Annotated in this window: 9 protein-coding genes; 3 read left to right on the forward strand and 6 right to left on the reverse strand. The window is 71.7% G+C overall.

Translation table 11 applies throughout. The annotated features are described in order from the left end of the window. The 6 genes from ACFE67_RS13110 to ACFE67_RS13135 all read right to left on the reverse strand — a co-directional run. A partial coding sequence (locus tag ACFE67_RS13110) for an AAA family ATPase (RefSeq protein ID WP_375407321.1) occupies window positions 1-415 on the reverse strand: 415 nt, incomplete at its 3' end. Between the two features lie 214 nt (window positions 416-629). After that, window positions 630-806: a hypothetical protein gene (locus ACFE67_RS13115; RefSeq protein WP_375407322.1), complete on the reverse strand. Its 177-nt coding sequence runs from the start codon at window positions 804-806 to the stop codon at window positions 630-632. A gap of 50 nt (window positions 807-856) precedes the next feature. Then, window positions 857-1,714, reverse strand: coding sequence for an aquaporin Z (aqpZ, locus tag ACFE67_RS13120; RefSeq protein WP_375407323.1), 858 nt, complete (start codon window positions 1,712-1,714; stop codon window positions 857-859). Then, on the reverse strand, window positions 1,707-2,198 hold the full coding sequence (locus ACFE67_RS13125; RefSeq protein WP_375407324.1) for a YsnF/AvaK domain-containing protein: 492 nt from the start codon (window positions 2,196-2,198) through the stop codon (window positions 1,707-1,709). Before ACFE67_RS13125 ends, aqpZ begins: the two co-directional genes overlap by 8 nt. Further along, the gene (locus tag ACFE67_RS13130; protein ID WP_375407325.1) at window positions 2,195-2,881 is read right to left on the reverse strand and encodes a YsnF/AvaK domain-containing protein; all 687 of its coding nucleotides are present in this window, start codon (window positions 2,879-2,881) and stop codon (window positions 2,195-2,197) included. The genes ACFE67_RS13125 and ACFE67_RS13130 overlap by 4 nt, the downstream gene beginning before the upstream one ends. Window positions 2,882-2,886: 5 nt before the next feature. Next, the gene (locus tag ACFE67_RS13135) at window positions 2,887-3,540 is read right to left on the reverse strand and encodes a hypothetical protein (RefSeq protein WP_375407326.1); all 654 of its coding nucleotides are present in this window, start codon (window positions 3,538-3,540) and stop codon (window positions 2,887-2,889) included. Window positions 3,541-3,820: 280 nt separating this feature from the next. On the opposite strand from ACFE67_RS13135, the gene ACFE67_RS13140 reads away from it, so the two are divergent. From ACFE67_RS13140 to ACFE67_RS13150, 3 genes are all read left to right on the forward strand, one after another. Next, window positions 3,821-4,618, forward strand: a complete 798-nt coding sequence (locus tag ACFE67_RS13140; protein WP_375407327.1) for a YsnF/AvaK domain-containing protein — start codon at window positions 3,821-3,823, stop codon at window positions 4,616-4,618. 79 nt (window positions 4,619-4,697) lie between these two features. After that, complete coding sequence (locus ACFE67_RS13145; RefSeq protein WP_375407328.1) at window positions 4,698-5,810, forward strand: helix-turn-helix domain-containing protein; 1,113 nt, start codon at window positions 4,698-4,700, stop codon at window positions 5,808-5,810. Then, window positions 5,807-6,808, forward strand: a complete 1,002-nt coding sequence (locus tag ACFE67_RS13150; protein ID WP_375407329.1) for a glycosyltransferase family 4 protein — start codon at window positions 5,807-5,809, stop codon at window positions 6,806-6,808. Before ACFE67_RS13145 ends, ACFE67_RS13150 begins: the two co-directional genes overlap by 4 nt. Window positions 6,809-7,087: the final 279 nt, after the last annotated feature.

A 7,087-nucleotide genomic window follows, 5' to 3' on the forward strand; every position in this document is an offset into this window, starting at 1 on the left:
CGTTGAAGCCCTGCGGCGTCACCATGTGCGCCTCGTCGAGGATGAAGATCTTGTACCGATCGCGAGCGGGCGCGAACACCGCGCGCTCGCGCAGGTCGCGGGCGTCGTCGACACCGTTGTGGCTGGCCGCGTCGATCTCGACGACGTCGAGCGAGCCGCCGCCGCCCCGCCCGAGCTCGAAACAGCTGGGGCACACGCCGCACGGGGTGTCCGTCGGTCCTTCCGCGCAGTTCAGGCAGCGGGCGAGGATGCGCGCCGAGGTGGTCTTGCCGCAGCCGCGCGGGCCGCTGAACAGGTAGGCGTGGTTGACCCGGTCCGTGCGCAGGGCAGTGCGCAGCGGATCGGTGACGTGCGCCTGCCCGATGAGCTCGGCGAAGGTCTCCGGCCGGTAGCGGCGATAGAGGGCGGTGACCACGGCACGAGAGTAACCGCGGCCTCGGACACGACCGGGCGCGCCGCCCACCGCAACTCGGCCGGAGCACGACGGCAGGACCCAGGAGCGACGGCAGGACACGTTCGCGGATCCTGACCTGCTATCGGTGCTGAGTCCTGCTGTAGCGCTCGCGTGCGGTGGCGGAACGAGCCGTGTCCGCGCGACATCGTCGAGGTGGACGGATCTTGCCCGGCGATCAGTCCCGCTCGCTCCATACCGCCGGCAGTCCGTTCACGGCGGCCCGGTGCAGCTGACCCACCCGGCCCCGCACCTCCGCGTGCCCTGCCTCCCGCTCGCACCGGACGCCGTCGCGGCTCACCGAGGTGCAGCGCAGACCGACGTAGCGGGAAGCGGGTCCGGGCATCGTGATCACGCGTGCTCCGATCGGGACGGGACCCCGGGCGCGGGGGCGGTTCGGCGCCGTCATGACACGTACCCCCGGCCCCGGAGACCGGGACGCAGCCCGGTGACCGCCCGGAACAGCAGTCCCGCGACCGCGGCGCCGGCGACCGGCGCGACCAGGAACACCCAGAGCTGGCCGAGCGCCGCCGTACCCGCGAACAGCGCCGCGCCCAGGGATCGGGCGGGGTTGACGGAGGCGTTGTCGACGGGGATGGCGACGAGGTGGATCAGCGTGAGCGTGAGTCCGATCGCGACCGGAGCCAGCACCTTGGGCGCGTCGTCGCCGGTGGCCGCGATGATGACGGCGAGGAAGATCGCGGTCAGCAGCACCTCGGTGAGCGCGACGGCGCCGAGGTCGTAGCCGCCCGGTGACCGGCTGCCGTAGCCGTTGCTGGTGAATCCCGAATCCCTGGCGTCGAAGCCGCTGCGACCCGACGCGATGACGAACAGCGCGGTCGATGCGAGCACCGCGCCGACGACCTGCGCGGCGATGTAGCCGGGGACGTCGCGCCAGGGCGTGCGACGCGCGACCGCCAGCCCGACGGTCACGGCGGGGTTGAAGTGGCCTCCGGAGACCCCGCCGACCGCGACGGCCATGATCAGGACGGTGAGCCCGAACGCCAGGGCGACGCCGAGGAAGCCGATCCCGAGCTGCGTCCCGTCCCGTTCGAAGTCCGAGGCGATGAGCGCGCTGCCGCAGCCACCGAGCACCAGCACGAAGGTGCCGAACGTCTCGGCCGCGAGCTTGATCCAGATCCCGTCCTGCCGGTCGTGCCCCGTCTCGGCCGCCGTGGCGGTCGCAGCGGGACGGCCGCTTCGGGCTGCGCCGGCGCGCGCGCCCGCCGGACGACCCCTGGGGGCGCCGGTGCGATCAGCCACGGATCGTTCCATCCGTCCGGGCGGGCTCCGAGTCGTGCACGACGTCGACCTGCTCGCGGCGGAGCTCCGCGGTGACCTGTCGCTCCTCCTGGACGGAGTCGACCCGCACCCGCACCCGCTCCACCGGGACGATGCGCTTGGTGACGACGATCTGCTCCTCGTGGAGCACGACCTCGGGAAGCGCCAGGTGCATGCCGTGCGCGGCATCGGTCTCGTCGCCGTCGAACGGCTCGTGATCGAGGACCACCTCCTCGTGCGCCACGTCGACCGTGATGGTCCGCCGCTCCACGACGATCCGCTTCCGCAGCACGGCGCGGCCGATCGGCACCCGACGCGTCGTGACGGCGAGCCGCTCCTCCGAGCGGACCAGGCCGACGCCGGTCGCGTCGGTGTTCGTCGTCGCGTCGGTGTTCGTCGTCGCGTCGGTGTTCGTCGTCGCGTCGGTGTTCACCGCGTCGGTGTTCGTCATCGTGTCGTCGCTCATCGGGTTCTCCCATCCACGTCGGTGGTGTCGAGGATCTCCCTGCGGACGTCCTCGGTGACCTGCAGCTGCTCGGTCACGCTGCGCGTGCCGAATCGGATCACCTCGACCGGAACGGTCTCCTTGGCGGTCTCGACGACCTGCCCGTGCAGCACGATCTCGTGATCCGACTCGGTGAGCTCCGCTGCGGAAGCGATCTCGCCCTCGGCGATCGGCTCGCGGACCAGCGTCGCCACCTCGTGGGTGACCGGTACACGCACGGTTCGCTGCTCGGTGACGATGTGCTTCCTGAGGCGCACCCGCCCCCGCTCGACCGTCTGCAGACCGACCCGCAGCCGTTCCTCCGACAGCATCAGCTCGGCCTCGGTCGTGGGGTCCGCGGCCGTGTAGTGGCGGAGCAGCTCGTCGGTCTGCTCGGCGGTGAGCTCCTCCTCGGACTCGATGCGCGGTGCGCTCCGGACGAGATCGGTCGTGAAGGCCACCCGAAGGGACCTGCCCTCGAGCACGGCCCCGTCGAGCGGGAAGAAGGACTCGGATGAGCCGAGGAAGCCCGTGCGGACCGTCGCCCACGAGGGCGCGCCGTCCGGGTCGAGATAGACCAGGCCGATCCTGCCGACCGCGTCGCCGTCCGCGTCGAGCACCGTCGCGCCGGTCAGGGTCGCTATGTCGTCGCTGGTGAACGCCATGCGGATCAGCCGCGAGGGGCGGGCGCGATGCCTGCGCGGTCGACGCGACGGTGGAAGCGCATGCCGACGATGCCGCCGAGCAGCGCCCCGACGAGCGTGATCACGAGCACGGCGACGGCCGAGGCGATGCCGGCGACCGTCATCTGGGAGGAGGAGAACGGCAGCTGCGGGATGCTGCTCAGCTGGCTCGCGATCCCGGCCTGGCTGCCCGCGATCGCACCGATCACCCCGACCACGATCGCGATGATCAGGGCCCACAGCCAGACTGCGAGGCCCTGCTTGAGTCCGCTGAAGCGGGCCATGCGCCCCGCGACGTAGCCGCCGCTGAAGTAGGCGATGAGCAGCACCACGAGCAGCACGATCGCGCCGCCGATGCCGGCCGCCTGCATCTGCTGCCCGCCGGACGTGTTCTGCACCCCCGCGAGCGCGCCCACCCCTGCGACGACGGCGAGGAGGAGCACGGTCAGGCCCGTCGCGGTCAACCAGCCGAAGAAGCCGAGGAAGAACCGCATGCCGGAGAACTGGTCCTTCTCCCGCTGCACGACCCGCATGCCCTCGGTCTCCGCGTCGGTACGGGGTGAGGCGAGACGGGAGGAGCCGGTCGCGGGCACGGCCGAGACGGAGGAGGCGGGATCGTCAGGGGGTCGGGTGTCGGTCACGACGCGACGGTAGGGGCGGGCGTGTCCGCGCAGCGGACCCGCGCAGGCGATGGAGAGCCGATCCAGGGCCCGCATCCGAGTTCGACGGACCGTTCGCGCATGCACAGGTCGCACACGATCCGCACCCAGTCATTGATCAGGCATGCCGGGTCTCGTAGTGGTCGCGGACGCACTCCCCGACCGCACGCGGGGCCTGCCCGCCCGCCACCACGTCGAACCGCGACGCGGCGCTCCGGCCGGCATCGCACGGCTTCGACCCACTCGAACAGAAGGAACCAGCATGATCAGCACGAACGACATCGACCGCATCAGCACCGCGAAGGTCATCGACCGCGACGGGGACAAGGTCGGCTCGGTCGGCCAGGTGTACGTCTCGGACGACGGCGCGCAGCCCCTGTTCGTCACGGTCCACACGGGTCTGTTCGGCACGAGCGAGTCCTTCGTCCCGCTGCAGGGCGCCGACTTCACCGACGGTGAGCTGCGCGTCGCGTACGACAAGGCGACCATCAAGGGCGCACCGAACGTCGACGCCGACGGGGCCATCTCGGACGACGAGCAGGGCACGATCTTCGACTACTACGACGGTCACGGCGCCGGTACCGCCTCCGGCGTCGGCGGCTCGCCCGCGGGACTGACGGAGACCGACACCGCCGCGACCGGCCGGCTCGACACCGAGGGCACGGTCGGGCACGACACGTCGGGTCCGAACACCGATGACGCGTTCACGCGTTCGGAGGAGCGGTTGCGGGTGGGGACGCAGCAGGTCGAGTCGGGGCGGGTGCGTCTGCGGAAGCATGTCGTGACGGAGCAGCAGACCGTGACGGTGCCGGTGTCGCATGAGGAGGTCCGTCTCGAGCGGGAGCCCATCACGGACGCGAACCGGGGCGATGCGCTGAGCGGACCGGATCTGAGCGAGGAGGAGCACGAGGTCGTCCTGACCGAGGAGCGTCCCGTGGTGCAGAAGGAGACCGTCCCGGTGGAGCGGGTCAAGCTCGCCACCGAGACCGTCACCGAACAGCAGCAGGTCACCGAGAACGTCGCCCACGAAGAGATCGACACCGACATCGACCGCCGCTGACGCTTCCGATGGATGCACCGGGGAGGGCCGCACGGGCCCTCCCCGGTGCGCTGCGCCGGCCGGGGTCTACAGTCGCGCGGTGGTCGAAACCCTGCTCCGCCTGCAGTACAGCGCGACCGACACGGTCGCTGCGACGACGGCGATGCGGGCGGTGCTCGGCGCCGCGAGGGTCGCGACCCGGTCCGGTGCGGTCGCCTGGGAGCAGGTGTCACTGGTCGACGACGGCGTCACCGTGTCGAGCATCCAGGCGCGCGGCGACGGCATCCGCCTGCATGTGCCCGGAGCGGCCGAGCTGCTCGTCGTGCTCGTCGAGGCGGGCGAGGCGACGCTCATCACCGGAGGGATGCGGATCCGACTCGGCGCGGAGGATCTGGGACTGATCCCGATCAGCGCGGACGCCGAGCTGCGATGGTCGGCGGCCCGGCTGCAGCTCTTCGCCATCCCGGCCGCTCCGCTCGCTCGGCTGCTCGGCGTTCCGCGCTCAGCGGTCCGCCTGCACGCGCCCCGGATCGACCCCTGCTCCCCGGAGCTCGCGGAGTACTTCCGGCGCACCGCCCAGCTGCTCACCTCCGACGCGTTCGGCGCGCCCGAGGTGTACGCCCGCGACCTCGTCAGGTCGGCCACGGTCGATCTGCTCACCGCGATCATCGTGGAGGCGTTCGAGCTGACGAATCGATCGGAGGACGCGTCCGACCGCGACGGCACGATCATCCGCAGGGCGATCGCGGAGATGCGGGCGCATCTGACCGAGCCGATCACCGTTCCCGAGATCGCGGAGGCCGCCGGCGTCTCCGTCCGAGGGCTGCAGATGGCGTTCATCCGCCAGCTGGACGTCGCGCCCCTGCTGCATCTGCGGCAGCTGCGGCTGGAGGCGGCTCGATCGGCCCTCGTCGACGAGGCGAACGTCGGGACGACGATCGCGGACATCGCACGCCGATTCGGCTACGCCAACAGCGGCCGCTTCTCCACGCACTACCGCAACGAGTACGGCGAGGCACCGAGCGCGACCCTGCACCGCATCCGGGGCACGGAGACCCCCGCATCGTCGCCCGACGACTACGGCGCAGCCGAGGCGGACCTCGTCCAGGCCGACGAACGCTTCGGCGAGAGCGGGACACCGGGCGCCGACCGCACGGCCGGCGCGGCGATCCCCATCGATTGGGCTGCTTCGGACCAGTCACCCGTCCCGTGAAGATCGCGGTGCTCGCCCCCGTCGCCTGGCGCACGCCGCCGCGTCACTACGGGCCGTGGGAGCGGGTCGCGGGCCTGCTGACCGAGGGGCTCGTCGCCCGCGGTCACGACGTCACCCTCTTCGCGACGGCCGACTCGGCGACGGCCGCGACGCTGGAGTCGGTCGTGCCCCACGGCTACGCGGAGGACGCGAGCATGGACGGCCGCGTGTGGGAGGCGCTGCACGTCGCGCACGTGCTCGACCGGTCCGCATCGTTCGACATCGTGCACAACCATCTCGACTGGCTGCCACTGGCGTTCGCGGCCTCGTGGCGAGCTCCGCTGGTCACGACGATCCACGGGTTCTCGGGCCCGAGCATCCTGCCCGCCTACGCGGCCGCCCGATCGCACTACGTGTCGATCTCCGACGCCGACCGGTCGGCGCTGCTGCAGTACGTCGCGACCGTGCGGCACGGCATCGACCTGGCCGAGCTGCCGTTCTCCGCGGCAGCGGGAGGCGACCTGGTCGCCTTCGGCCGCATCCATCCGGACAAGGGCACGGCCGATGCGATCGAGATCGCGCGGCGGAGCGGTCGCCGGCTCGTGATCTGCGGCATCGTGCAGGACGAGGCCTACTTCGCCGACCACGTCGCCCCGCACATCGACGGCGACGCGGTCGTGTTCCTCGGCTCGGTCGGGCCCGGGGAGCGGTCCCGGATCCTCGGGTCCGCCACCGTACTGCTGCATCCGATCCACTTCGACGAGCCCTTCGGGCTGTCCGTCGTGGAGGCGATGGCGACCGGCACGCCCGTCGTCGCCTACCGGCGCGGCTCCATGTCCGACGTCATCGACGAGGGCGTGACCGGGTTCGCCGTCGACGGCATCGACGCCGCCGTCGAGGCCGTGGCGCGGGCGGCGCAGCTCGATCGCGCTGCCGTCCGCGAGCGGGCTGCCCGCCGCTTCGGGGTCGACCGGATGGTGGACGAGTACGTCGCCGTCTACGAGCGGATCCTGGGCTGAGGTCCTCCCCCTCCTGTACGGTGCACTGCAGGGCGTCCTTCGCGAACACGATTCGTACGATGGCGTGAACCGGACCGTCGCGCCGATGCCGCGGTTCCACGGGGGATGCCAATCGGCAGACGTCTCGACACAGCCGAGCGAACCGGGCCCCGCCCGGTGCCCGGCGTCACGTGAGGCCCCGACCATGACCCGTTTCGGTTTCCTGTCCACCTTCCCGCCGACCCGATGCGGGCTCGCGACCTTCACGCACTCGCTGTCCACCGCGATGGCGCTCGCCCC

This window comes from uncultured Amnibacterium sp. (assembly GCF_964244015.1).
In the GTDB taxonomy this organism is placed as follows: Bacteria; Actinomycetota; Actinomycetes; order Actinomycetales; family Microbacteriaceae; genus Amnibacterium.